The organism is Acetobacter cibinongensis (assembly GCF_000963925.1).
Classification (GTDB): domain Bacteria; phylum Pseudomonadota; class Alphaproteobacteria; order Acetobacterales; family Acetobacteraceae; genus Acetobacter; species Acetobacter cibinongensis.
On record NZ_BAMV01000011.1, the window covers coordinates 171,124 to 194,581 of the forward strand.

The window sequence follows — 23,458 nt, forward strand, 5'->3', positions numbered from 1 at the left end:
ACCCGAAAGGGCTGCACCACTGGCGGCATAGGGGAAGAAGATCTTACTTCTTCTGGCCGCAAACGTAGCTGTTGATTTCTGCGCCCAAAGGAATTTCGGTAACCTGTGGTGTGGTCCAAGCCATGATATGCTCCTGTCTCTGGTTCGTTAATGAGTGTGCCATGCAGGGAGATAACCCGGAAGCAGCCCCTGCAACCACGCTTGAATTTGGAGAAAACGAGCCCAAACGCAACCTCTGGCTGCGACACATGGGGGGATTTTCATGTTTTTCACGAGACTGTGAAAAGCGCTGTCTCAAGTATGAAACAGGTCTGGTTCTGCTTGGTAAAAAGGCCACCCCATCAGGAGTGGCCTTTCTGTAAGCGGTTTACTGTGCAGGGGGTGCTGGAGGCGGAGGGGGCGCACCGTCTTCACCCGGAGGAGGCGGGGGAGGAGGGCAGGTTGGGCCTTCGTCCTTGTGCTCAGCAATTTGTTTGAGCTGCTTTTTGGTCAACACGTCATGAATCTGCACTTCTTTTTGCAGTTCACGCTGCATGCGCTCGGTTTCATGTTGCGTGTGCAACGTAGAAAGTTGCTGCTGAAGTGTGCTGATCTGGGCAGTGTCAACAGGGCCTGGGGCCGTTAACAGGGCACGGATCTGCTGATGCAGGGCGCGTTCCTGTGTCATGTCTGGTTTGGTCGTGGGGCGGCTTGCCTCACGGATGGCGTCAATTTTCTTTTTCTGGGAAGCCGTCAGCTTAATATCATCGAGAGGCAGCATGGAACCGTGATGATGGCACAGACCATGGTGCGGAGGTGGTGGTGGGGGAGGTGTCGCTTCATCAGCCCGTGCGAGAGAACCCGCTGCGGTGAACATGCCAAAAGTCAGGGCGGTGGCTAGTAAAGCCTTTTTCATTTCAAATGCCTTTGTTGTCATTCAAAGAGAAAAATCCAGCAGTTTGGATTTCCCTGCTCTCACAGGATGCTCCAAGTTATGTGGTGACAAAATGGCGTTTTCGTGAACGAATGTAGAAAACATGACATCTATAAGAGGGGATGTCAGGAAAAATATAAAAAACGCCAGATGCTGAATATAAGTAATTAAAATTATTATTTTATACATAAATAACGGATTATCAGTGGGTTTAGGAAGAATTTTTATAAAATAGGGACGTTAAATCTTCCATTCTGCACTGTGCAAAACAATACTCGCCCGATTTTTAGAAATTGATAACGGGCAAGTATGGTCTGGAGATCTAAACTATGAGCGTATTTGTTAATTTTATTCTGATAGCGCTGGATATATTGGTGGTGGGGTTAAAATACGACACCATGAATTTTGTAGAATTCAGCGTAGCTTTTATTGTTCCTGTACTCCTTATGAGCACTTATGTCGCCTATGGTGCGAAACAGGACAATATTGATATTATAAAGCAACAATAAAAAAGGGTCCGATAGTCTGGTGCGGTGCGCCCTCTACCCCTGAAAACTAGGGGCTTGCTAGCAGGGGAGTTGGCGCACAGAACGCAGGGGTTTTGTCAGATATCAGATAAAATCAATATATTTAAAAATAAAATAAATAGAGGCTTTATATTTACAAAAACAAGAAAATAACGCCAAAAAACAGGACTAATTTGGTTCATTTATTCAAAAAATAGAATAAAGTTTGACTTTTTTGAATAGCAGAGGCAGATTTGCGCACATCAAAACACTCTTCTCGACAGGAATTGTGAGCGGGGATGTTTCTGAAAATTTTGGCAACACTTCCCGGCAGTTGACATAATCAACTGCAAGGCAAGAGCAGTCGTCTGGAAAGTATAAAGCAATGAGCTTATTTGTGTGCCTGATTATTTTTGGCCTTGATCTGATGCTGGTTGGGATCAAGCTGAATGATATGAGCTTCCCGCTCTTCTGCGTAGCATTCGTTGTGCCCGCTCTGCTGATGGGCGGATACGTCATTCAGGGCGTAAAGCAGGATAATATCGAACAGGCTTAACGCTTGGATTGGTCTACACGACAGGATACTACAAACACCCGTGTGGCACGCCGCCACACGGGTGTTTGTGTATTAGGTGTCCGTCACACTGTAGCAGGGCAAATCATTAAGACATGTTCGTTGTTTTGGGGGCCACAGGCCATATTGGGGGTGCCGTTGCACGGGCGCTGCTAAAAGCGCAAAAACCGCTCACAGTTGTAACGCGTAATGCGCAAAAAGCTGACTTATGGCGGCAGAACGGGGCGCAGGCTGTGGTGCTTGATCTGCTGGACACACCGGCCCTAAGCGCGCTGTTTCAGCAGGCTGAACGGGCGTTTGTGCTCAATCCTCCCGCCGCGCCAGACCAGAATACAGATTATGTAGAACGGCAGTCCGTACAGGCTATTCTCGCGGCTCTGAAAGCAGCCTCACTCCAAAAGGTGGTTGTGCAATCCACTTACGGTGCACAACAAGGTGAGCACTGCGCAGACCTTGGCGTGCTGTTTGAGCTGGAAGAGGGAGTGCGGCAATTAGGTGTTCCTGCCAGTTTCATACGCGCGGCCTATTACATGAGTAACTGGTGCACGGCTTTTGAGCAGGTACGCACCACAGGCCAATTGCTGACTTTTCTTCCGGTAGAAGAGCGCTTTCCGATGGTCGCACCTGAGGATGTGGGATTATACGCAGCCCATCACCTTTTGGCACCTGTAACAGAGACAGGCACGTTCTCCATCGAAGGGCCGAGTCTCTATACACCAGCAGATGTAGCGCGGGTTATGGGCCAGCTTGCGGGGCGTGACATACGTGTAACGACCATTCCGCAAAGTGAGTGGCTTGCAGCTTATCGGCAGAATGGGTTTTCGGAGCAGGCGGCCCACTCCTACACGACCATGACGGACATTTTTGTTCATAAACGCTATCCGTTGCCCGTAGCGCCTCATAAAGGGGGCACATCGTTGGCGCGTTATTTGCAGGCTGCATTGGCTGGTTAGCGCAGGAAAGTGCGTACAGACGGTTTACCTTCTGGCATGCTTCGGGAATAAGTGCCCGCACCTTTAGCCAGAAAGACCCCGTATGATCCGCCTTGATAACATCAGCAAACATAATGGCCAGCGGCTTATCTTTATTGAAGCCTCGGCCGCGCTGCAAAAAGGTGAGAAAATAGGGCTGGTCGGGCCTAACGGGGCTGGTAAGTCCACACTTTTCCGCATGATTACCAAGCAGGAAGAACCTGACGAAGGGCACGTGCTGACAGACCGCGGGGTGACAATCGGCTTCTTCAGTCAGGATGTGGGGGAAATGTCCGGGCGCTCCGCCGTGGCGGAGGTGATGAACGGGGCGGGTGCGGTCTCGGAAGTGGCGGCGGAACTGGCCCAGTTGGAAGCGGCTATGGCCGACCCGGAGCAGTTTGATCAACTGGATGCCATTCTGGAACGCTTTGGTGAGGTACAGGGCCAGTTTGAAGATCTGGGTGGCTATGCGCTGGATGGCCGTGCAAGGGAAGTGCTGCACGGGTTGGGCTTTAGTCAGGCCATGATGGACGGGGATGTTGGTAATCTGTCCGGTGGTTGGAAAATGCGTGTGGCCTTGGCCCGCATTTTGCTCATGCGCCCGGATGTGATGCTGCTTGACGAACCAAGCAACCATTTGGACCTTGAGAGCATGATCTGGCTGGAGCAGTTTCTGGTTGGGTATGACGGGGCGCTCCTGATGACCTCCCATGACCGTGCTTTCATGAACCGCATTATCAATAAGGTCATTGAAATTGATGGTGGCAGCCTAACCAGTTTTTCAGGCGACTATGAGTTTTACGAGCAGCAACGCGCCATTACGGAGAAGCAGCAGCAGGCCCAGTTTGAGCGGCAGCAGGCCATGCTGGCAAAGGAAGTCAGCTTTATTGAACGCTTCAAGGCGCGTGCCTCTCATGCGGCGCAGGTACAAAGCCGGGTCAAGAAACTGGATAAAATTGACCGGGTTGAGCCCCCGAAACGGCGGCAGGCCCTGAGCTTTGAATTTCCACCGGCCCCACGGTCAGGGGATATTGTAGCCAATTTTCAGGGCGTTGATAAAAGCTACGGTGAAAAGGTCATTTATAAAGGGTTGGACCTGTTGATCCGCCGTGGAGAGCGGTGCTGTATTATGGGGGTAAACGGGGCTGGGAAATCAACCCTGTTGAAGCTTGTGGCGGGCACCACCCAGCCAGATGCCGGTACGGTTACAATCGGCAGTAACGTCAAAATGGGCTATTTTGCCCAGCATGCCATGGACCTGCTGGACGGTGACCGGACGATTTACGAAACGCTGGAACACGCCTTCCCGCTGGCCAATCAGGGCGCCTTGCGGACTCTGGCTGGCGGGTTCGGTTTTTCAGGCGATGAAATAGAAAAGAGCTGCCGTGTATTGTCAGGGGGCGAAAAAGCCCGCCTTGTTATGGCGCTTATGCTGTACGATCCGCCAAATTTTCTGGTGCTTGACGAACCAACCAACCATCTTGATATGGCAACCAAGGAAATGCTGGTCAAAGCACTGGCCAACTATGAAGGCACCATGCTGTTTGTCTCGCATGACCGGCACTTTCTGGCGGCACTGTCCAACCGTGTGCTGGAGCTGACACCGGAGGGCATTCATCAATATGGTGGCGGCTACACGGAATATGTTGCCCGCACCGGGCATGAAGCGCCGGGCCTTCATTAAAACCGTCATGCAACGGGGCGGGGGATTATCCGTTCAGGTCTCGTTTACCACTCAACCCGGAAGGCAGCATCTTTGAGCGTGACATGGAACGAGCCTTATCTGGAAACCTGTTGCCGCTCGGCCCTGCATCGGCTGTGCCTGGCTGGGGCTACAGGCCGCCCGACAGGGCTGCGGGACGACCCCTGCCTGGAGCGTATGGAACGTATGGGTTTTGTAACCCGCCTGCCACAAGGCCGGTTTGTTGCGACAGATGCAGGTAAGGCCCGCCACGCGCAGGAAGTGCTGACATCGGGTAAAAAACTTACCTTGCACCCATGAGCATCACGCCGCTTGCCCTATGGCAGGCATTAGATGATCTGGCTTTTCAGCGGGGGCTTAGTCCGTCTGGTCTGGCAAAGGCGGCAGGATTGGATGCAACAACCTTTAACCCATCCCGCAGGCGTGGGGCACAAGGCGCTTATCGCTGGCCTGCCCTGAGCAGCCTTCTGGCCGCACTTGCTGTTTTAAACGTGTCTCTGTCTGCATTTGCACGGCATGTTGAGGGGGGCGAGGGTACAGGCGTATCCCAACGCTCCAGCCGCCTTATTCCCAGCCTGTATTTTTCCCAGTTATCCGGCAACAGCCTTTTTGATGAGTTGGGGCATCCTGCCGGGCTGGAATGGGAGCCTGCGGCCATACCCGGTGGGGCACCGACGGGGGCCTATGCAGTGCGCGTAGATAACGCCATGCTGGAGCCTGTTATACGGGAAGGTAGTTCGTTGATTGTCCTGCCAGACCTGACGCCGCGTTTGTCAGACCGCGTGCTGCTTACGCAAGCCGGGCAGCCCCCGCATGTGGGGATATGGCATGGCGGAAGCCCAGCCAGCATTGCCCCATTGCTGGAGACTTTGCAGGACTCGGCCCCTCAGGGGCAGATGATCGTGTCGGAAGGGCCTCCTGCGGTGTGGGTACACCGTATTATTATGATCACCCTGTAGGGAGAGGCGGGATAAAACAGGCTTTGGCATGGCTGACACCGGGCAATGCGTAAAAATTTACAGCAAAACAGACATTGCTGAGGATAGAACCGGCTGACTTTTGTTTCCGTATCGCTTAAAGGGAGCAGCATGACCGACACACCCCTTTCGCTGATCCGTAATTTCTCGATTATTGCTCATATTGATCATGGCAAATCGACACTGGCAGACCGCCTGATTCAGGCTTGCGGCGCATTGACTGCCCGCGAGATGTCTAATCAGGTGCTCGATAACATGGATCTCGAGCGCGAGCGGGGCATTACCATCAAGGCCCAGACCGTACGTCTGACCTACCCGGCCAAAGACGGCAACACCTATGTGTTGAACCTGATGGACACGCCCGGACATGTTGACTTTGCCTATGAAGTCAGCCGCTCGCTTGCCGCGTGTGAGGGGTCTCTGCTGGTGGTTGATGCGTCACAGGGTGTGGAAGCGCAGACACTGGCCAACGTGTATCAGGCCATTGATGCCAACCACGAAATTGTGCCCATTCTCAACAAGGTTGACCTGCCTGCGGCAGAACCTGAGCGCGTAAAAGCGCAGATTGAAGAAGTTATTGGCATTCCGGCCGATGATGCCGTTGAAATTTCCGCCAAGACAGGCCTGAATATTGAAGGCGTGCTGGAAGCCGTGGTGACCCGCCTGCCGCCGCCTGTGGGCGATGCAGAAAAACCGCTTCAGGCCATGCTGGTAGATAGCTGGTACGACCCTTATCTGGGCGTTATCGTGCTGGTACGTATCAAGGAAGGCCGCCTGAAGCGCGGCATGAAAATCCGCATGATGTCCAACGGCGCCGTTCATCTGGTGGATCAGGTGGGTGTGTTCTCCCCGCGCATGACCAACGTGGAAAGCCTTGGGCCGGGTGAGATGGGCTACATTAACGCCGCCATCAAAACCGTGGCGGACTGTAACGTGGGTGATACCATTACGGATGACCGCCGCCCGGCAGAAACGGCTTTGGCAGGGTTCAAACCCTCCATTCCGGTGGTCTGGTGTGGTCTCTTCCCCATTGTCGCAGATGACTTTGAAAAACTGCGTGACAGCCTGTCCAAGCTGCGCCTGAACGATGCGTCTTTCCATTATGAGGCCGAGACATCAGCCGCACTTGGGTTCGGGTTCCGCTGTGGCTTCCTTGGGCTGTTGCATCTGGAAATTATTCAGGAACGCCTGTCCCGCGAATTTGACCTTGACCTGATCGCGACAGCCCCATCTGTTGTTTACAAGTTAACCTTGACCAACGGTGTTGAGGAAGAACTGCACAACCCGGCGGATATGCCGGACCTCTCCCAGATTGAGACCATTTACGAACCGTGGATCAAAGCCACCATCATGGTGCCGGACGAATATCTGGGTGCCGTGCTGACCCTCTGCACGGAGCGCCGTGGTGTTCAGGTTGACCTGACCTACGTTGGCACACGCGCCATGGCCGTGTACCGCCTGCCACTGAACGAAGTGGTGTTTGATTTCTATGACCGCCTGAAGTCTCTGACGCGCGGCTATGCCAGCTTTGACTACCAGATGGATGGATATGAAGAGAGCGACCTCGTCCGTATTTCCATTCTGGTGAATCAGGAACCGGTAGATGCGCTCTCCTTCATTGCGCATCGTTCAGCAGCGGAAACCCGTGGCCGTGCTATTTGCGCCCGGCTTAAGGACCTTATTCCGCGCCAGCTCTTTAAAATTGCGGTTCAGGCTGCCATCGGCAGCAAAGTTATTGCGCGTGAGACCATCGGCGCTCTTTCCAAGGACGTGACGGCCAAATGTTACGGGGGGGATATCTCCCGTAAGCGCAAACTGCTTGAAAAGCAGAAAGAGGGCAAAAAGCGTATGCGGCAGTTTGGCAAGGTGGAAATTCCACAAAGCGCCTTCCTTGCTGCCCTGAAAATGGATAGCTGATTTTATACGGCGAGAGGGAGCAAAAAGCCTCTCCTCTCGCCTGTAAAAGGGTGGACGCAGGGGCTTTTGCTCCCACGCAGCGCTTCTTCCTCACCCTGTTGCCGCACCTATGTTGGACCTCATCCTGCTGGAGTTGTAGAGCAAGCCATGAACAGCACAGCCCCTCTTGATGGTGGTGACCATCCTCATTTTACTTTTCCGGATGGGTTGGACCTTGAATGTGGTGCCCATCTGGCATCGCTGGATGTAGCCTACTGCACATACGGCACACTTTCCCCCAAGCGCGATAATGCCATTGTTGTCTGCCATGCCTTCACTGGGGATCAGTATGTGGCGGAAAATCACCCGCACACAGGCAAACCCGGATGGTGGTCCCGGATGGTGGGGCCAGGGCGGCCAATAGACACAAATCGTTTCTTCATCATCTGTATGAACGTGTTAGGCGGATGCATGGGGTCAACTGGCCCCAGATCTTTGCGTACAGATGGCAAGGGCCATGGCACAGAACGGTGGGGGACAGATTTTCCGCCCATTACCATCCGTGACATGGTGCGGGCACAATACAAATTGGTCCGGCATCTGGGGATAGAAAAACTGTTTGCCGTGGTGGGTGGCTCCATGGGCGGCATGCAGGTGCTGGAATGGACCGTCACCTACCCGGACATGATGCTGGCGGCCATGCCCATTGCCACAGCGCCGTATCATTCTGCCCAGAATATTGCGTTTAACGAGGTTGGGCGTCAGTCCATTTTTGCAGACCCGGACTGGCATGCAGGGCGCTATTGGCAGCAGGGGGTTGTGCCCGCCCGTGGTCTGGCCGTGGCGCGCATGATGGCACACATCACCTACCTGTCCGAGGAAGCTCTGACCCGTAAATTTGGCCGCCGGGTGCGCAGGGACCCTGCAAATGCGCAGGCACCAGAAGCGTCACTCTCCATGTTCAGTGATGTGTTCGAGGTGGAATCCTACCTGCGTTATCAGGGCTCGTCTTTTGTACGGCGTTTTGATGCCAACTCCTATCTGACCATCACGCGGGCTATGGACTGGTTTGATCTGGCAGCCGACTATGGCGGGGAACTTCCCGCAGCGTTTGCCGGAACACAGGTAAAGTTCTGTGTGGTCTCTTTTTCTTCTGACTGGTTGTTCCCCACGTCCAGTTCACGTTATCTGGTGCGTTCGCTCAATCAGGCGGCGGCCAACGTGTCCTTTGTGGAGATAGAGACAGACAAGGGCCATGATGCCTTCCTGCTTGATGAACCGGATTTTGACCGCACAGTAAGGGGCTTTCTGTGTGGTGTTGCTGACCGTGCGGGGCTTGCCTGATGCGTCTGGACCAACGCCTGATTGCTGAGATGATTCAACCCGGAACCCGCGTGCTGGATATTGGCAGCGGTGATGGCGCTCTGCTGGACCATCTGTCCCGCTTCCGTGGGTGCGATGCGCGAGGGATTGAAATTGATATGCGGGAAGTGTCCCGCTCCGTGGCGCATGGCCTGCCGGTGGTTCATGGGGATGCTGACCACGATCTTGCACATTACCCCGATAGCGCGTTTGACTATGTGGTGCTGCAACGCACGCTTCAGGCAGTGGAGCGGCCCCGTGAAGTGCTCCGCCAGATGCTGCGTATAGGCCGCCATGCCATTGTGTCCTTCCCTAACTTTGGTCACTGGCAATTGCGTTTGATGATGCTGTTTAGCGGCCGGATGCCCATGACAACCGTGTGGCATACCCCGTGGTATGAGACACCGAATATCCACCCCTGTACCATTCGTGACTTTCTGGCGCTCTGTCAGGAGGAGGGATATTGTGTGCAACAGTGGATGGCCGTGGATGAAGACGGGGAGCGCGCACCGTGGCGGCGGTCTATCCGATTGGCTAATTTATTTGGGGAGCAGGCTCTTTTCCTGCTGGGCCGGAAGGAAGACTGCCTGCCAAAATAGTGGAAGGCCCCTTAAATTCTGACCCGCACAGGCGCGGCCAGAGGTTAGAACGATTCATAGGTTGAAAATTTCTTCTTAAAAATTTGTTAGGTTTCATATTTTTGCCGGATTGAAGTAGAGTAAAAATCTGCCCGTTCCGCAAAAAAGTGAATTAAAACATCCGAATATCAAGTATTCAAAAAAAAATCAGAGTAAAGCCTTGCTCTGTGCGTGCAGGGGAACGCCATCGCCTTTCAGTACCATTTTGGTACTGAAAGCTTGCGGGACCAAAAAAGTCCTCTTATATGAAATGCGAGAGGGCAGGGTTTCAGACGTTTTTTCAAAACAGGCGACACTGCCAGCATTATTACAAAAGTTTCATGAGCGTGTATGCGGGTTTGAATCCTCAAGCCAGCCAGAGAGCACGCTTTGAAAAATAGCAGTGCGAACTGAAGCAAGCTGGTTTTGCCTTGTCTTGTCAGGTGGCACAAAGAGGTTTTCGCCCCGATGACGACGTTCTTAGACCTGAAACTTGAAGCCCCATTATTAAAAGCTCTGGCTGATGAGGGGTATGAAACACCTACCCCTATTCAGGCGCAGTCCATTCCGCACCTTTTGCAAGGGCGCGACTTACTTGGTTTGGCACAGACAGGCACCGGTAAAACCGCTGCTTTTTCTTTGCCAATTCTCGATTATCTTATCAAAAACCCTAAAGCTGCAGGCCCTAAAAAAGCCAGAGTTTTGGTGCTGGCGCCTACCCGTGAGCTGGTTTCCCAGATCAGCGACAGCTTTAAGGCCTATGCCCGCTACATGAAGTGCACACAGGCTGTTGTGTTCGGTGGTGTAGGGCAGGGCCGTCAGGTTGAAGCCATGCGCCGGGGTGTGGATGTTCTGGTAGCTGCTCCCGGTCGTCTGCTGGACCTGATCGGTCAGGGTTATATTGATCTGTCCGCACTGGAAGTCCTGGTGCTTGATGAAGCTGACCGTATGCTGGATATGGGGTTTGTGCGCGATATCCGCCGCATTATGACCTACCTGCCAGAAAAACGTCAGACCCTGCTGTTCTCTGCCACAATGCCCCGTAGCATTGCAGATCTGGCAAGCTCCCTGCTGCACGATCCTGCACAGGTTGAGGTAACGCCGCCGTCCAGCACGGTTGATCGTATCCAGCAGGCTGTCATGTTCGTAAACAGCCCTGACAAGCGCGATGCGCTGCTGACCCTGGTTGAATCACCCAAGGTGGCACGTGCCGTTGTGTTCACGCTCATGAAGCATGAAGCCAATAAGGTTGCTGAGTTTCTGAACAAGAACAACATTGTTGCGGAGGCTATTCACGGCAACAAGTCACAGGGGGCTCGTGAGCGTGCCATGAAAGGTTTTCGCGCCGGGAGCGTGAAGGTTCTGGTCGCGACCGATATTGCCGCTCGTGGTATTGACGTTGATGAAGTCAGTCACGTTTTCAACTACGACCTGCCAAATGTGCCGGAAAGCTATGTGCATCGCATTGGTCGTACCGCGCGTGCTGGCCGTGATGGATGGGCAGTGTCTTTCTGTGACCCAGAACAGCGGGCTTGGCTGCGTGACATTGAAAAGACAATTGGCAAGCCCATTCCTGTTGTTCGGGATCACCCTTGGCACTCAACCGATGCAGAGAATTCTACCCAGCGCCCACCGGTCCTTGGCGGTGGTGGTGGCCGTGGTCGTGGTGGCCCGCCGCGCGGTGGTCGTCCGGGTGGCGGTGGCGGTCGTGGTGGCCCACAGAGTGGTGCGCCGCGCAGGTCAGGCAGTGGCGGTGGCCGCGGGCATGGCGGTCGTGCAGCGGCTGGCCCACGTTAAGTTCTGTTTAAAAAACTGGACGGCTACCATGCCGGTTAGGTGAGAAACTAGGCCACTTCGGGGAAACCGAGGCGGCCTTTTTCTTGTGCTAGTCAGGAAGTTGCAGGTGTACGGAAACAGGACAGTGGTCTGACACAACGGCCTGTTCATCAGGGGTGTAGAGCATGGTGCGTAAAGAGTTGGGTTGCAGCCAGCCAAGCGCTGCTCCTCCCACCAGAACATGGTCTATAAAATAACTGCCGCCTGCGCAGGGGCTGGCAAAGCCTGCGGTCGCCAGTTTTAGTGTGCCAGCCTTGCCCAGTACCTGAAAAAACGGATCATGCTGTGTCATGCGGCGGTTGAAGTCACCCAAAATGACAAAGGCTTCGCCGTTTTTCTGGCGTTCTGAAATCCAGTTTTGCAAAACAAGGAATTGTTGCAGGAGGAGGGGGCAAGCGTGAGCTTTCTCTGTGGGGGGATTGTCCCAGCACCCTGTTTTTAAATGAACAACCAGAAGTCTGAGCGTTGTAGCCCCGTGCACAACCGTGAGGTCCAGCCCGCTGCGAAGGGGGTGAGGTGCATTTTGCCCCGTGACGTTCAGCGCAGTCAGGTCAGGGTGAGTAACAACCTGTAGTCCACGCCTGAGCGCCACGCCTGTGCGTTGCAGCACTGGGTCGTGAGTTATGTAGAGCGTATAGCGGTCGGGTGGGAAAATATGTGCGGCAATTTCCGGTGTCGCCACTTCTTGAAAGCCAACAATATCCGCGTTCAGGTGGCGGGCGTAAGCAGCGAGAGTTGTGAGGTCTGCTGGCGTACGATGTGGAATGCCAGGCGGTGCCGTAGCGGCCAGAGGCGCGTTAGCGTCCAAAAGCCAGTCCATATTCCAAGTAGCAATTTTTAGGGGGAATGCTTGCGCGGTAAGTGGCAGCAGGAGGCTGGCAACAGCGCAGAGAGTGGGAATGCCACAGTAAAAAAGGGTCGAGAGAAGAGGGGGAAACCGACGGCACGTTTGTGCCGCCGGAGCCAAAATCAGGGTATCAGGCTGTTTCTTCCGCGTTTTCCAGCCGTGTAATGGTATCAGCAATAGAGACAGTCTTTCGGCTCTGTTCATCCAGAATGCTGATGACACCTGACCCGATGTCATAAAACCAGCCCTGTAGATACAGTGTGCCACGGGCCAGCCCGGCTGCAACAGCAGGATGTGTACGCAAATGCGCAATTTGCAGCAGCACGTTCTGTTCAGACAGGCTGCGTACCGTGGCTGGGCCAGCATCTTCTGCATTGAAGTCACCCAGTGATGCGCGGGCAGCTTCAGCATTACGCAGCCAGGAGGCAACGGTCGGCATTTTGTCCAGACCGGCTTTTTCCGGAGCCATCAGGGCTTTCATTGCGCCACAGTCTGAATGACCGCAGACAATGATGGCAGACACACCAAGACCCAGAACCGCGTATTCAATTGCGGACGAGACGCCGCCCAGCATTTCGCCGTAAGCGGGAACAATGTTGCCAATGTTACGCAGAATGAACAGGTCGCCCGGTTCGGTCTGGGTAATCAGGTTAGGGTTAATGCGGCTGTCAGCGCAGGCAATGAACAGAGCGCCGGGTGACTGGCCGTCTGCGAGGCCTGCAAACAGGCTCTCTTTGGCGGGAAACACCTCAGTATTGAAATGTTCAACGCCGCGAAGCAGCGAGATAAGGCTGGATCGGGCTTCAGAACATGTGGGCATACGGCAAACTCCAGATAAATAATCAGCATTCAGCCCGTGATGAGCGTGTGCTCATCATGGTAGAGTTGCTTTAAACGCATGACATCCCTTTTTTTTCCAGAACTTTAAAAATAATTTTAAAGGACATTTTTTCCGGAAATAATGTTCTTTATCAAAGAGGTAATAGGGAAATGCGCCTGTGTTGATAACAAAAACGTGATGGCCTTCCAGGAAAACCATCACGCTTCTCTTGAGAACCTACCCCAAAATTTCTGGCTTTACACCAGTGGATCGTCTTCTTCCGGTTCACTCATCTGGTCTGCCGGGTGCCGGATGGGGTTTGCTGGCCGTGTGGCCCGGACCGGTGCTTCCGTCTGGCGGCGTGTAAAGTTGGCCCCCAGCGTTGCCAGTTCCAGGAACTGATCAGCCTGACGGCGCAGGTCATCGCCAATCAGGGGGGGGCTGGACCGCATGGAAGACACAACGGACACGCGTGTTCCCTGCCGCTGTACGGCCTCCACAACCCGACGGAAGTCTGAGTCGCCAGTAAACAGTACAGCGTGGTCAATATGGGGTGCCATTTCCATCATATCGACGGCAATTTCTATTTCCATATTCCCTTTGACGCGGCGCTTGCCAGTGGCATCCGTAAATTCACGCGCAGGTTTGGTAACCAGAAAATAGCCGTTATAAGACAGCCAGTCCGTCAGAGGTTTAAGAGGAGAGTAATCTTCCGTGTCCAGAATGGCTGCGTAATAATAGGCGCGTATAATATGGGTTTTTGAGGCAAAGAAATCGAGCAGCTTTTTATAATCAACATCAAAACCTAGACTTCTTGATGTGGAGTAAAGGCTTGATCCATCAATAAAAAGACAAGTTCTTTCATCTTTTTGTAGGTTCATTTGATGTGTGTCCTTTAATATAACATCCGAGGATATTGTGAAAATTTGTTAAAAATTAGTCCATGTTAGACCGTGAAAACATAAGAACTGCTAACTTATACTATCGTTTCATAAAAAAGATATATTCCTGAACATGAAATTCTGGAAGGGAACTGGAATGGTCCTGATTGCTGTTGGTGCCAACCTACCGCTGGGTGAGGGGAGTGCACTTTCAACGTGCAAGGCCGTTGTGAAAAACCTACAGGCGACGCCCAATCTGGAGGTTTTAGCTGTCTCTCACTGGTACGAGAGCGCCCCTGTCCCGCCCTCCGGTCAGCCGCCTTATGTAAATGGTGTCATAAAGGTTCGGACCAGTTTGTCGCCCGATGCGCTTCTTGCGCTATTGCAGCGTATGGAGGCGGAGTTTGGGCGTGAACGGTCTGTGCCCAATGCGGCCAGAACGCTGGATCTGGATCTGATTGCTTATGATGACCTGTGTCAGGATGACGCTCATTTAACCTTGCCTCACCCCCGCGCGCATGAGCGGGCTTTTGTGTTGCTGCCACTGTATGACGTTGCGCCAGACTGGGTACACCCTGTCTCTCAGCGGCCTGTTGTAGAGTTGCTTGCAGCGGTCTCAGGGCAGGAAATAAGCAGAATCAAGTAAACAGCCCTTCCTTGTGGTGGTTTGATGCGCTACAATGCTCTTTCTATCTTTTATAGCTGAATTGTCTGGAGGCTCTTCGTAATGGCCCGCGTCACCGTCGAAGACTGCGTAGAGAAAGTCCCTAATCGTTTCGAACTGGTGCTGTATGCAGCCCAGCGCGCCCGTAACATCTCTCGTGGTGAAGAGCTTACCATCGATCGGGATAATGACAAGAATCCGGTTGTCGCACTGCGTGAAATTGCAGACGAAACCGTGAAACTGCCAGAACTGCGGAACGACCTCATCCGGTCTCAGGCTCGTGAGCCCGAGCCAGAACCTGTGGATGAAGAAGTGCAGGATCTGGTGCCGACCGAACAGAACATCTTTGGTCTTCAGGAAGTCTCTCCAGAAGAAGAAGCCGCTGACGATGCTGGCGCTGTTGAAGCTGCACTCAGCGGGCGTACACGTCGGTAAGAGCGTGTGACGCAGGCGGCGCGCGATACTCTGACGGGCACCCTGGCAGTGGTGCCTCAAGACGCAAAAGACACGCTGCCGCCTGATGTGCATAAGGATGCACAGGACGCTTCCCCCATAGCACGGCCTGAAAAGGTGCGGGGGGACGTAGGCTGCGAGCGCCTGCTCTCTGTGGTGCGGGACTACGCACCACAAGCGGATCTGGACTTGATCCGCCATGCTTTTGATGTGGCCAAAGCGGCCCACGAAGGCCAGCTTCGTGACAATGGTGACCCCTACATAACGCACCCGTTGGCTGTGGCGATGATTCTGGCCGGTTTCCGGCTGGATGTGCCCTCCATTCTAACGGGGCTTCTGCATGATACGGTGGAAGATACCGGTATTTCGCAGGAAGAGCTGCGTACCCAGTTTGGTGGAACTGTAGCTGATCTGGTGGATGGCGTAACCAAGCTGACCCGGCTTGAGCTACAGTCAGACCGCACCAAACAGGCTGAGAATTTCCGCAAGCTTGTGCTGGCGATGTCTAAGGACATTCGCGTTCTGCTGGTTAAACTGGCGGACCGGCTGCACAATATGCGCACCCTCCATTTTGTGGAGCGTACAGACCGCCGCCAACGCATTGCGCGTGAAACGCTGGATATTTATGCCCCCCTTGCCGAGCGTATCGGTATGGATAGGGTCAAGACCGAACTCCAGAATCTGTCCTTTGCCCAGCTTGAGCCAGAAGCTGACGCGACCATTCGCGCCCGCCTGAACTATCTGCGCGGTCAAGGGGCCGATGTTATTGAAGAAGTGCGGCGCGAACTGCTGCGTTTGTGCCATGAAGCCGGCCTGCAGAACGTTCACGTCTCCGGGCGTGAAAAGTCTCCTTATTCCATTTGGGAGAAAATGCAGCGTCGGAATGTAGCGTTCGAGCAGCTTTCAGACATCATGGCGTTTCGTGTCCTCGTGGAAACACGGGAAGACTGTTACATGGGGCTGGGTGCAGTTCACGCGGCCTATCCGGTGATTGCTGGCCGGTTCAAGGACTATATCTCCACCCCCAAGGCCAACGGTTATCAGAGCCTGCATACGGGTGTTACGCTTCGTTCCCCGCGCAACCAGAAGATTGAGGTGCAGATCCGGACCTCAGCCATGCATGACGTGGCTGAAAACGGTGTGGCAGCGCATTGGGCGTATAAGGAAGGTACTGCGGAGGATGAAAGCGGTCCGGCTGCCTTCCGCCGCCCGCGCTGGGTGCAGGATCTTCTGGAAATTCTTGAAGCCTCGTCTGCGCCGGATGAGTTTCTGGAAAATACCAAGCTTGAACTGTACCAGGATCAGGTTTTCTGTTTCTCACCCAAAGGTCAGCTTATCTCTCTGCCACGCGGGGCTACACCGGTTGACTTTGCTTACGCCGTGCATAGTCAGATTGGGGATTCCTGCGTAGGCGCAAAGATTAACGGTCGCCTCATGCCTTTGCGGCATGAGTTGCAGAACGGTGATCAGGTCGAGATTATGACCGCACGCGGCGGTGCGCCATCGCCGTCGTGGGAACGGTTTGTGGTGACCGGCAAGGCGCGGGCGCGTATTCGCCGCTTTGTGGCAGCGGCGCAACGACAGACCTATCTGGATAACGGGCGCGCCGCTCTGGCCAAAGCCTTCCGGCAGGAAGGGGTTGATGGCTCTGAAAAAATTATTGAGACAACCCTCAAGGGCCTGAAGCAGAGCAGCCTGCAAGATCTGTATGTGTCGGTCGGGAACAATAATCTCGGGGCGCGGGATGTTGTCTATGCCGCCTATCCTGAGCTTCGCCGGGCCTCCCGTGCGCCGCGTATGGTGCCCGGCCTGCCGGGTGTTCTGGGGACAGCCGGTCCACGCCCACGCGGGCAACTGGGTACAGGCAGTGGTGGCCGCCGTGCCGGTGCGAGCATTCCGCTTATTGGGCTGGGGCCGGGTGTTGCTGTGCATTTTGCAGCCTGCTGCCACCCTCTGCCGGGTGACCGGATTGTCGGGGTTGTGGCAACGGGGCGGGGTGTGACCGTCCATACCCGCACATGCCAGACGCTGGAAAGTTTTGCCGCAACGCCGGAGCGTTTTCTGGATGTTGACTGGGACTACGATGCCATGTCCCGTGTTGGCACTGGTGAAATGCGGATTGGGCGTATCAGTCTGGTGGCAGAAAATGAGTCGTCAGTTCTGGCCACAGTCACCAATACCGTTTCCAAATGTGATGCCTCTGTCGTTAACCTGAAAATTGTTAACCGGCAGCTCGATTTCATGGAAATTCTAGTGGATGTCGAAGTACGGGACCTACGGCATCTGTCTTCAGTTATCGCCGGTTTGCGGGCTGCATCTGGTATTGCTCAGGCTGACAGGGCGCGGTCATGACCTTGATTGCCGCCGGTGTTGATCTGTGTGACATGCGCCGCATTGAACAGGCTATTGAGCGGTTTGGTGAGCGGTTTCTGCTGCGTGTGTTTACCCCGGCGGAGCGTGCACGCGCAGAGCGCCGCTCCGGGCAGGCGCGTATTGGCGCGTACGCCAAGCGATGGGCCGCCAAAGAGGCCTGCGCCAAAGCGTTGGGCACTGGTTTTGCCGAAGGGGTGGCGCATAGCCTGATAGGGGTTGAAAACCTGCCGTCCGGTCAGCCGACCCTTGTGCTGAAAGGGGGCGCGCTTACACGGTTGCAGTCCCTGATGCCGGCAGGAACAGTGCCGCATATTATGCTGAGCATGACGGATGAGCCCCCTTATGCCTTTGCTGAGGTGATTATATCGGCCAATCCGGGTTGACATCACCCGGAGCGCACGGCTTGATCCCGTCATATTTTCTTTTTCCAACACCACCACAAAACAGGCGATGCAGGACATGATCAAACCGGAACATCCTCCCCTAGAGGCAGGCGTGGATCGTCCCGCATCAACCGGGCAGGTCATTTTGGAATATGCCCGGACCATTATTACCGTGGCTATTGTGGTGACGTTTGTCCGGACATTTCTGTTCGAATCCTTTGTCATTCCATCCGGGTCCATGATCCCCAGCTTACAGGTGGGGGACTATATCTGGGTCTCCAAATATAGTTACGGCTATTCAAAATACGCTCTGCCGTTTTCGCCCAACCTGTTTGAAGGGCGGATTTGGGGGAGTGAGCCGCATCGTGGGGATGTCGCTGTGTTCCGCTTCACCAAGGACACGTCTATTGACTATGTGAAGCGTGTTGTCGGCCTTCCGGGTGACCGTATCCGCGTGACACAGGGGCATTTGTTCCTGAACGGTGAGCAAGTACCGTGTGTTGATGTGCATCCATATACCGCCATAGATGAATCCCATGTCGCTATGGAAGGGGAAGCCTGTCAGGAAACGCTGCCCGGCAGCGGCGGACATGCGCCTGTTCAACACGCCATCCTGAAACTGATGGATGACGGCCAGCAGAACAACACCCCAGAATATGTGGTGCCTCCCGGCTACTTTTTTGCCATGGGCGATAACCGTGATGATAGTGCGGATAGCCGGTTTATGGGCGATGGCCCAAAAGACCTTGGGTTCGTGCCACAACAGAATTTGGTGGGCAAAGCGCAGATCGTCTTTTTCTCAACAGATGCCACGGCACCTTTCTGGCAGTTCTGGCATTGGCCAGCGGAAATTCGCTGGGGTCGTCTGTTTAGGGGTGTCTCGTGAGCCGTACTGGCGCGGAGCAACCCGTGTCGTCACAGGTTGAACAACTGCAACGGCGTCTTGGGTACATATTTAAGAATCAGGCCCTGCTGCTTGAAGCACTGACGCATCGATCTGCGGCTTATCAGAATGCTGGTGGCCGCCGTAGAGGGCAAAAAGCCAAGGGCGCTGGGTCTAACGAACGTCTGGAATTCATGGGCGACCGCGTTCTGGGGTTGCTGATGGCAGAATGGTTGCTGGAGCGGTATCCGGATGAGCAGGAGGGAGCCTTGGGGTCCCGGTTGGCGCATCTGGTCTCGCGCACAACGCTGGTTGCCATTGCTGAACGTCTGGATATAGCAACCAGCCTCACGGTTGCGGTGCATGAGGCCCGTGTGGGGGTTCAGGCAACAGCCAGTGTGGTGGCAGATGCTATGGAAGCCATTCTGGGGGCTGTTTTTCTGGATGGTGGGCTTGAGCCTGCCCGCAAAATCATGCGGACAGCGTGGAAGCCCTTGCTGGATGCGCAAGCCAAGCCGCCGAAAGACCCTAAAACTGCCTTGCAGGAATGGGTTCTTGGCCGGGGGCAGGCCTTACCTGTTTACAAGACTATTGGGGCAGATGGTCCGTCACACGCGCCTCTGTTTGTTATGGAAGTTCAGGCCGGGGGCCAGAGTGCTGAAGGTCGGGCTGGCAGTAAACGTGCGGCGGAAAGTGCTGCAGCAGCCAGTTTATTAGAGAAATTAGGGAATACTCGGCATGGGTGAAACAACACGTTGCGGTTTTGCAGCATTGGTGGGGGCACCAAATGCGGGCAAATCAACCCTGCTGAACTGCATGGCAGGGGCTAAACTTTCCATTGTCAGCCCCAAGGCGCAGACAACCCGTTTCCGGGTTCTGGGTATCCTGATGCGTGGCCTGACGCAAATCCTGCTGGTAGACACACCCGGAATTTTCCAGCCGCGTCGTAAGCTGGACCGCGCTATGGTGGCCGCTGCGTGGACCGGTTCTGATGATGCCGACATCACATTGCTGCTGATTGATGCCAAGACTGGCATGACAGATGCCGTGCAGGAAATTATGGACCGCCTTGCCAGCACAGGCCGTAAGGTGTGGCTGGTCTTGAACAAGACAGATCTGGTGCAGCGTGATGCATTATTGCCGCTGACTGCGGCCATAACAGAAAAACTGCCAGTTGAGCATGTCTTTATGGTCAGCGCCAAGTCAGGCAACGGCGTAAATGACCTTCTGGACCGCTTGGCCGCGACTCTGCCCGAAGGCCCTTACCTGTATCCGGAAGATGACCTGACCGATCTGCCAGACCGTTTGCTGGCTGCAGAACTGGTGCGCGAGCAGGTGTTCATGCAGACGCATGAAGAAGTGCCGTATGGTGCCACGGTCGAGACAGAGAGTTATAAAGAGCGTCCGGACGGATCTGTGCGTATTGACGCCACCATTTATGTCTCCCGTGCAGGCCACAAGGCCATTCTTATTGGCGAAAAAGGGCAGAAAATCCGCCAGATTGGGGAAAAAGCCCGCAAGCAGCTTTGTTCTCTGCTGGAAAGGCCCTGCCATTTGTTCCTGAACGTCAAGGAACGGTCAGGTTGGGATGAAGAACGGGCGCGTCTGCGGGCCATTGGCCTGGATGATGTGCCCTAAGCTGCCTCTTGCCCGCTTGTGGCCTGCGGCCATGAAGGATAAGAGAAGGGCACCATGCCCTGCTCCTTGTTGAGCAGGGCCTTCTTCAGACTGTCTGCATGATCGAGGGCTAATGACTGCTTCCACAGGCGAAACGCCAAGCCGCAAACGTGTGTTGCTCAAGGTTTCCGGTGAAGCCCTGATGGGCGACGGAGCCTTCGGGGTCGATCAGAAAACAGTAGAACGTATTGCCGGAGATGTCTCTGACGTTGTGCGGGGCGGAACGGAAGTCTGTCTTGTTGTTGGCGGCGGCAATATTTTCCGTGGGGTTGCTGCGGCAGCCAAAGGCATGGACCGTGCACAGGGTGACTACGCCGGTATGCTTGCAACGGTTATCAACGCGCTCCTGTTGCAAAATGCACTGGAACGGGAGCAGATTCCCACCCGCGTCATGTCCGCTATTCACATGTCTTCCATTGCTGAGCCCTATATCCGCCGCCGCGCCGTGCGGCACATGGAAAAAGGCCGCGTGGTTATTTTTGCGGCAGGTACGGGCAACCCGTTCTTTACAACCGATACGGCTGCCGCCCTACGCGCTGCGGAAATGGAATGTGATATTCTGCTTAAGGGTACACAGGTAGACGGCGTCTATTCTGCAGACCCTAAAAAGGACCCCACCGCAAAACGCTATGACCAGCTGACCTACATGGATGTGCTGGCCAACCAGTTGAGCGTTATGGATGCTGCGGCCATCAGCTTGTCGCGTGAAAACAAACTCCCCATTATTGTGTTCAATATTGGAGAATCTGGGTCTTTTGGCCGCGTGTTGCGTGGCGAAGGGCCGTTTACACAAATTATCGAAGCCTCCTGAGGAAAAATCCCTCAGTTTTTGCTTATGGAAAGAGCGGTAAAATGGCCGCTCGGGAAACGGGAGAAAAAGAACCGTGTCTGATCTGAATGCTCTTATGGATGACCTGACGCGCCGTATGGATGGCGCTCTGGAAAGCCTGCGTCGTGACTTTGCTGGCCTGCGCTCTGGCCGTGCCAGTCCTGCGCTGCTTGAGCCCGTGCGTGTGGAAGCCTATGGCGGTGAAGTGCCGTTGACACAGGTTGGCTCCATTGCTGTGCCAGAAGCCCGTATGTTGACGGTGCAGGTGTGGGACCGTGTCCTGGTTGGTGCGGTTGAACGCGCTATTCGCGATGCAGGTCTTGGCCTGAACCCTGCTGCTGATGGTCAGGTTGTGCGCGTACCCATTCCGCAGTTGACAGAAGAACGCCGCCATGAACTGGCTCGTGCTGCGGCCCGTTACGCTGAAGGGGCAAAGATTGCTGCCCGTGGTGTGCGTCGTGACGGTATGGACAAAGCCAAGGCCTTTGAAAAGAAGGGTGACATCAGCCAGGATGACGTCAAAACCTGGTCGGATGCCATTCAGAAGCTGACAGACCAGTATGTGAAAAAAATTGACGACATGCTGAGTGATAAAGAGCGCGAGATCAAACAGGTCTAACGCTACGTGGCGTCAAGCATATTTTCCTTGGTTCGTGGTAATGGGTCAGCGCCAACTATGTCAGCGGTAAAAGCAGACAGAAAAGCTCCGGTGCCAGCGCATGTTGCCGTCATTATGGACGGTAACGGGCGGTGGGCGCTGGAGCGCGGGCTGCCGCGTCTGGCCGGGCACAAGGCCGGGGCGGAAGCTGTGTCCCGCTGTTTGCGGGCCGCTATTACCCGTGGCGTAAAATATCTGACACTCTACGCATTTTCCTCAGAAAACTGGTCGCGTGAGCCTGCTGAAGTCGCTGACCTGACCAGTCTTCTGCGCTATTATCTGCGGCATAAAGTTGCAGAATTACACCGTGAAGGTGTGAGAATCCGCTTTATCGGTGACCTTGCGCGTTTTGACGAAAGCCTGCGCGCAGAGCTTGCCAAGGCGGAAGCAAAAACGCGCGATAACACGCGTATCACTCTTCTATTGGCCCTGTCCTATGGTGGCCGTGGAGACATTGTTCAGGCAGCCCGCAGGCTTGCGCAGGCCGTGCAGAAGGGTGACTTGCAGCCTGAAAACATTACCGAAGCCCTTTTTACCGATAAGCTGTGGACTGCGGGCGTGCCGGACCCGGATGTTGTGGTGCGTACAAGCGGTGAATACCGGCTTTCCAATTTTCTTCTGTGGCAAAGTGCTTATGCAGAACTGATGTTTCTGGATGTGTTCTGGCCTGATTTTAACGAAGGTCATTTTGCGACAGTGCTGGACAATTTTGCCCGCCGTGAACGGCGGTTTGGGGCGCGGCCTACGGTATGAGCACGGCTAAACCGACAGCATGGCGTGACCTCAAACCCCGCCTACTTTCTGCCCTTGTGCTTGTGGCTGTAGCAGGGCTGGCTATTGGGGCAGGCGGCTGGGTCTATAAGGCTCTTATTCTTGCAGCCATGGCTGGCATGGCTGTTGAGGCCGCAACACTCTTTGATCTGCGCGTAAAGTCCTGGCGCGGCTGTCTGTATGTCTTGTGGGCCGTGGGTGCATGGCTTGCGGCGGCAACAGGCCGGTGGGATGCCTTTCCGGCTTTTTGCGTCACGGCGCTCGTGTTCGGGGCACCTCTGTGTCTTATCATGTGTATTGTCGTTCTTGCGGGCAATGCGCTGCTCTGGCTGCGGGTTGGCGGTATAATGCCGGTTCTGTTTGTCATATGCGTTGTGGTGGCCAGTGATAGCTGTGCCTATCTGACAGGCCGCATACTGGGTGGGCCAAAGCTGGCCCCCCGCATTTCCCCCGGTAAAACATGGTCAGGCTCTTTTGGTGGGTTGGTCGGGGCCGTTCTGTTCGGGGTGGGTCTGGCTGTGCTGTCAGGGCAGGGTGGGCTAATGCAGGCTGGTCTGTGGGCCGCCGCACTTGGTGTGGTTGCTCAGGCAGGAGACCTGGCAGAAAGCGGCATGAAGCGCTCTCTGGGGGTTAAGGATTCCGGGACCATGTTGCCGGGGCATGGTGGCTTGCTGGACCGGTTTGATGGTCTGGTGTTTGCAGCCCCCCTCGCAGCGCTGGTTTCCCTTTGTGTGGCGCCGTCTGTTCCGTTCTGGGCAGCGGGGCTGCAAGATATTTTTGCGGCTTTGGCAGGTCATTTGCCAAGGTGAGAAGCTGAAGCGGTCCGAAATGACGTACCGCGTTTTGTGAAGGTTAAGAGTAAGGC

The 23,458-nt window shown here is 54.7% G+C and carries 26 protein-coding genes; 21 read left to right on the top strand and 5 right to left on the bottom strand.

The features are described from left to right. Nucleotides 1-43 precede the first annotated feature (43 nt). Both pqqA and Abci_RS07235 read right to left on the bottom strand, forming a co-directional pair. Entirely contained in the window at nt 44-124 is an 81-nt protein-coding gene (gene pqqA / locus Abci_RS07230; protein WP_048838458.1) for a pyrroloquinoline quinone precursor peptide PqqA, read from the bottom strand. 243 nt (nt 125-367) lie between these two features. Beyond that, the gene (locus Abci_RS07235; protein ID WP_048838573.1) at nt 368-895 is read right to left on the bottom strand and encodes a Spy/CpxP family protein refolding chaperone; all 528 of its coding nucleotides are present in this window, start codon (nt 893-895) and stop codon (nt 368-370) included. Between the two features lie 347 nt (nt 896-1,242). Between Abci_RS07235 and Abci_RS07240 the strand changes: the two genes are divergently transcribed. The 10 genes from Abci_RS07240 (at nt 1,243) to Abci_RS07285 (ending at nt 11,315) form a co-directional block, all read left to right on the top strand. Next, complete coding sequence (locus tag Abci_RS07240; protein ID WP_048838461.1) at nt 1,243-1,422, top strand: hypothetical protein; 180 nt, start codon at nt 1,243-1,245, stop codon at nt 1,420-1,422. A 382-nt stretch (nt 1,423-1,804) separates the two neighbouring features. Further along, on the top strand, nt 1,805-1,975 hold the full coding sequence (locus Abci_RS07245; RefSeq protein WP_158319785.1) for a hypothetical protein: 171 nt from the start codon (nt 1,805-1,807) through the stop codon (nt 1,973-1,975). A 113-nt stretch (nt 1,976-2,088) separates the two neighbouring features. Next, nucleotides 2,089-2,946, top strand: coding sequence for an NmrA family NAD(P)-binding protein (locus Abci_RS07250; protein WP_048838462.1), 858 nt, complete (start codon nt 2,089-2,091; stop codon nt 2,944-2,946). An 82-nt stretch (nt 2,947-3,028) separates the two neighbouring features. Beyond that, nucleotides 3,029-4,648, top strand: coding sequence for an ABC-F family ATP-binding cassette domain-containing protein (locus Abci_RS07255; protein ID WP_048838463.1), 1,620 nt, complete (start codon nt 3,029-3,031; stop codon nt 4,646-4,648). 72 nt (nt 4,649-4,720) lie between these two features. Beyond that, a complete protein-coding gene (locus Abci_RS07260; protein WP_181015825.1) occupies nt 4,721-4,966 on the top strand; it encodes a hypothetical protein in 246 nt (81 codons plus the stop codon). Continuing rightward, nucleotides 4,963-5,625, top strand: a complete 663-nt coding sequence (locus Abci_RS07265; RefSeq protein WP_048838465.1) for a helix-turn-helix transcriptional regulator — start codon at nt 4,963-4,965, stop codon at nt 5,623-5,625. The genes Abci_RS07260 and Abci_RS07265 overlap by 4 nt, the downstream gene beginning before the upstream one ends. A gap of 129 nt (nt 5,626-5,754) precedes the next feature. Then, nucleotides 5,755-7,560 carry a translation elongation factor 4 gene (lepA, locus tag Abci_RS07270; protein ID WP_048838466.1) on the top strand — a complete coding sequence of 602 codons (1,806 nt, stop codon included), beginning with the start codon at nt 5,755-5,757 and terminating at the stop codon, nt 7,558-7,560. 147 nt (nt 7,561-7,707) lie between these two features. Then, nucleotides 7,708-8,883 carry a homoserine O-acetyltransferase MetX gene (gene metX, locus Abci_RS07275; RefSeq protein WP_048838467.1) on the top strand — a complete coding sequence of 392 codons (1,176 nt, stop codon included), beginning with the start codon at nt 7,708-7,710 and terminating at the stop codon, nt 8,881-8,883. After that, on the top strand, nt 8,883-9,500 hold the full coding sequence (gene metW / locus Abci_RS07280; RefSeq protein ID WP_048838468.1) for a methionine biosynthesis protein MetW: 618 nt from the start codon (nt 8,883-8,885) through the stop codon (nt 9,498-9,500). Before metX ends, metW begins: the two co-directional genes overlap by 1 nt. A 486-nt stretch (nt 9,501-9,986) precedes the next feature. Then, a complete protein-coding gene (locus Abci_RS07285; protein ID WP_048838469.1) occupies nt 9,987-11,315 on the top strand; it encodes a DEAD/DEAH box helicase in 1,329 nt (442 codons plus the stop codon). 88 nt (nt 11,316-11,403) lie between these two features. Here the strand turns inward: Abci_RS07285 and Abci_RS07290 are convergent, their stop codons facing one another. The 3 genes from Abci_RS07290 to Abci_RS07300 form a co-directional block, all read right to left on the bottom strand. Continuing rightward, nucleotides 11,404-12,162 (bottom strand): endonuclease/exonuclease/phosphatase family protein, encoded by a 759-nt coding sequence (locus Abci_RS07290; RefSeq protein WP_244877614.1) that lies wholly within the window; start codon nt 12,160-12,162, stop codon nt 11,404-11,406. Between the two features lie 169 nt (nt 12,163-12,331). Then, nucleotides 12,332-13,021: a carbonic anhydrase gene (locus Abci_RS07295; RefSeq protein ID WP_048838470.1), complete on the bottom strand. Its 690-nt coding sequence runs from the start codon at nt 13,019-13,021 to the stop codon at nt 12,332-12,334. A 257-nt stretch (nt 13,022-13,278) separates the two neighbouring features. Beyond that, nucleotides 13,279-13,902, bottom strand: a complete 624-nt coding sequence (locus Abci_RS07300) for a LabA-like NYN domain-containing protein (protein ID WP_048838471.1) — start codon at nt 13,900-13,902, stop codon at nt 13,279-13,281. Nucleotides 13,903-14,059: 157 nt separating this feature from the next. Between Abci_RS07300 and folK the strand changes: the two genes are divergently transcribed. The 11 genes from folK (at nt 14,060) to Abci_RS07355 (ending at nt 23,402) form a co-directional block, all read left to right on the top strand. Beyond that, a complete protein-coding gene (gene folK, locus Abci_RS07305; RefSeq protein WP_084597567.1) occupies nt 14,060-14,548 on the top strand; it encodes a 2-amino-4-hydroxy-6-hydroxymethyldihydropteridine diphosphokinase in 489 nt (162 codons plus the stop codon). Between the two features lie 81 nt (nt 14,549-14,629). After that, nucleotides 14,630-15,001, top strand: coding sequence for a DNA-directed RNA polymerase subunit omega (rpoZ, locus tag Abci_RS07310; RefSeq protein ID WP_048838473.1), 372 nt, complete (start codon nt 14,630-14,632; stop codon nt 14,999-15,001). An 87-nt stretch (nt 15,002-15,088) separates the two neighbouring features. Beyond that, nucleotides 15,089-17,371, top strand: a complete 2,283-nt coding sequence (locus tag Abci_RS07315; protein ID WP_048838575.1) for a RelA/SpoT family protein — start codon at nt 15,089-15,091, stop codon at nt 17,369-17,371. Continuing rightward, nucleotides 17,368-17,775 (top strand): holo-ACP synthase, encoded by a 408-nt coding sequence (acpS, locus tag Abci_RS07320; protein ID WP_048838474.1) that lies wholly within the window; start codon nt 17,368-17,370, stop codon nt 17,773-17,775. Before Abci_RS07315 ends, acpS begins: the two co-directional genes overlap by 4 nt. A gap of 76 nt (nt 17,776-17,851) precedes the next feature. Then, nucleotides 17,852-18,661 (top strand): signal peptidase I, encoded by an 810-nt coding sequence (lepB, locus tag Abci_RS07325; RefSeq protein ID WP_048838576.1) that lies wholly within the window; start codon nt 17,852-17,854, stop codon nt 18,659-18,661. Continuing rightward, nucleotides 18,658-19,404, top strand: coding sequence for a ribonuclease III (gene rnc / locus Abci_RS07330; protein ID WP_048838475.1), 747 nt, complete (start codon nt 18,658-18,660; stop codon nt 19,402-19,404). The genes lepB and rnc overlap by 4 nt, the downstream gene beginning before the upstream one ends. After that, nucleotides 19,397-20,296 carry a GTPase Era gene (gene era, locus Abci_RS07335; RefSeq protein WP_048838476.1) on the top strand — a complete coding sequence of 300 codons (900 nt, stop codon included), beginning with the start codon at nt 19,397-19,399 and terminating at the stop codon, nt 20,294-20,296. The genes rnc and era overlap by 8 nt, the downstream gene beginning before the upstream one ends. A gap of 112 nt (nt 20,297-20,408) precedes the next feature. Then, nucleotides 20,409-21,146 (top strand): UMP kinase, encoded by a 738-nt coding sequence (gene pyrH / locus Abci_RS07340; RefSeq protein ID WP_048838477.1) that lies wholly within the window; start codon nt 20,409-20,411, stop codon nt 21,144-21,146. A gap of 94 nt (nt 21,147-21,240) precedes the next feature. Beyond that, the gene (gene frr / locus Abci_RS07345) at nt 21,241-21,783 is read left to right on the top strand and encodes a ribosome recycling factor (RefSeq protein WP_048838577.1); all 543 of its coding nucleotides are present in this window, start codon (nt 21,241-21,243) and stop codon (nt 21,781-21,783) included. A gap of 57 nt (nt 21,784-21,840) precedes the next feature. After that, nucleotides 21,841-22,575, top strand: coding sequence for a polyprenyl diphosphate synthase (uppS, locus tag Abci_RS07350; protein WP_048838478.1), 735 nt, complete (start codon nt 21,841-21,843; stop codon nt 22,573-22,575). Further along, nucleotides 22,572-23,402, top strand: a complete 831-nt coding sequence (locus Abci_RS07355; RefSeq protein ID WP_048838479.1) for a phosphatidate cytidylyltransferase — start codon at nt 22,572-22,574, stop codon at nt 23,400-23,402. The genes uppS and Abci_RS07355 overlap by 4 nt, the downstream gene beginning before the upstream one ends. Nucleotides 23,403-23,458 lie beyond the last annotated feature (56 nt).